The following is a 1,810-nucleotide window of genomic DNA, read 5'->3' as shown; positions in this document are numbered from 1 at the left end:
CGGCCACGGCTGCGCCTCCGTCAACAACGACACCGCACCCGCCGACCAGTCCACATGCGGCGTCGGCTCATCCACATGCAGCGTCTTCGGCAACACCCCATGCCGCATCGCCATCACCATCTTGATCACGCCACCGACACCGGCGGCGGCGGTGGTGTGCCCGATGTTGGACTTCAACGAGCCCAGCCACAGCGGTCGGCCCTCGGGCCGCTCCTGCCCATAGGTGGCCAGTACCGCCTGCGCCTCGATCGGGTCGCCCAGCGTGGTGCCGGTGCCGTGCCCCTCGACGGCGTCCACGTCGGCCGTCGTGAGCCGGGCGTTGGTCAACGCCTCGCGGATGACGCGCTGTTGGGACGGACCATTCGGTGCCGTCAGGCCATTGCTCGCGCCGTCCTGATTGACCGCGCTGCCGCGCACCACGGCCAGTACCGGGTGGCCGAGGCGCTGCGCGTCGGAGAGCCGCTCGAGGACGAGCACGCCCGCGCCCTCTCCCCACGCCGTGCCGTCGGCCGCCGCCGCGAACGGCTTGCACCTGCCGTCCGGCGCCAGCCCCCGCTGCCTGCTGAACTCGACGAACCCGGAAGGCGTGGCGAGCACCGCGACACCGCCCGCCAGTGCCATGGAGCACTCGCCCTGGCGCAGCGACTGCGCGGCGAGGTGCAGTGCCACGAGGGACGACGAACACGCCGTGTCCACCGTCATGGCCGGACCTTCCAGCCCGAACGTGTAGGCCACCCGCCCTGAGATCACGCTCGCGGCCGTGCCGGTCACCAGGTAGCCTTCGGCCTGCTCGGCCGCCTGGTGCACCAGGATCGAGTAGTCGTTGCTGTCCGTTCCCGCGAACACGCCGGTACGGCTGCCGCGCAGCGACGCCGGGTCGATACCGGCCCGCTCGAACGCCTCCCAGGTCAGCTCCAGCATCAGGCGCTGCTGCGGGTCCATCGCGGCGGCCTCGCGCGGGCCGATGCCGAAGAAGTCGGCGTCGAAGTCCCCTGCGTCGTAGAGGAATCCGCCATCGCGGACGTACGAGGTGCCGGACTGGTCCGGGTCCGCCGCGTACAGAGCGTCCAGATCCCAGCCGCGGTCGGTGGGGAAGGCTCCGATGGCGTCCCGCTCACCGGCGACCAGGTCCCACAGGTCTTCGGGACTGCGCACCTGCCCCGGGTAACGGCAGCTCATCGCCACGATCGCGATCGGGTCGTCGTGCACGGCAACGGAGTTGACGCCGGAGGCACCGGCCGCTCCCGTGACGACCGAGCCGGCCCTGGACGTTTCCGCTCCGACGAGCGTGGTACGCAGATACGCCACCAGCGCCGTCGGCGTCGGATAGTCGAAGACAAGCGTGGCGGGCAGCCGTAGCGCGGTGGCCGCGGTGAGGCGGTTGCGCAGTTCTACGGCGGTGAGCGAGTCGAAGCCCAGCTCCTTGAACGTCAGTGCCTCCTCGACCGACTCCGGCGAGGTGTGCCCGAGAACGGTCGCGACATCGGCACGGACCAGCTCCAACAGGGTCCGCTGCTGGGCCTCTTCGGACTGTCCGGCCAGCCGCCGTGCCAGCGATGACGTACCGGCGTCCGCTCCGCTCGACTCGACGACGCGACGCGCCGGGGTCCGTACGAGCCCCCGCAGCAGCGCCGGCACGGAATCCACGGGCCCGCGCAGCGCGTCGGTGTCCAGGCGCATCGGCAGCAGCACGGCGGCGGCATGAGCCGGTGCCGCGTCGTAGAGGGTGAGTCCTTCGTCGGTGGACAGCGCGGTCATCCCGGCGCGTGCCATCCGGCGCACATCGCTGTGTGCCAGGTGACCGGTCATG

At 71.3% G+C, this 1,810-nt stretch carries 1 protein-coding gene; it reads right to left on the bottom strand.

Features of this window, described 5'->3' with window-relative positions; genetic code table 11:
• On the bottom strand, window positions 1-1,810 hold a 1,810-nt coding region (locus ADK64_RS04930; RefSeq protein WP_420712937.1), incomplete at both ends, for a type I polyketide synthase.

The organism is Streptomyces sp. MMG1121, assembly GCF_001280015.1.
Classification (GTDB): domain Bacteria; phylum Actinomycetota; class Actinomycetes; order Streptomycetales; family Streptomycetaceae; genus Streptomyces.
Note: the sequence above shows the minus strand (reverse complement) of the source record. Positions and strands in the feature narration are given on the sequence as shown.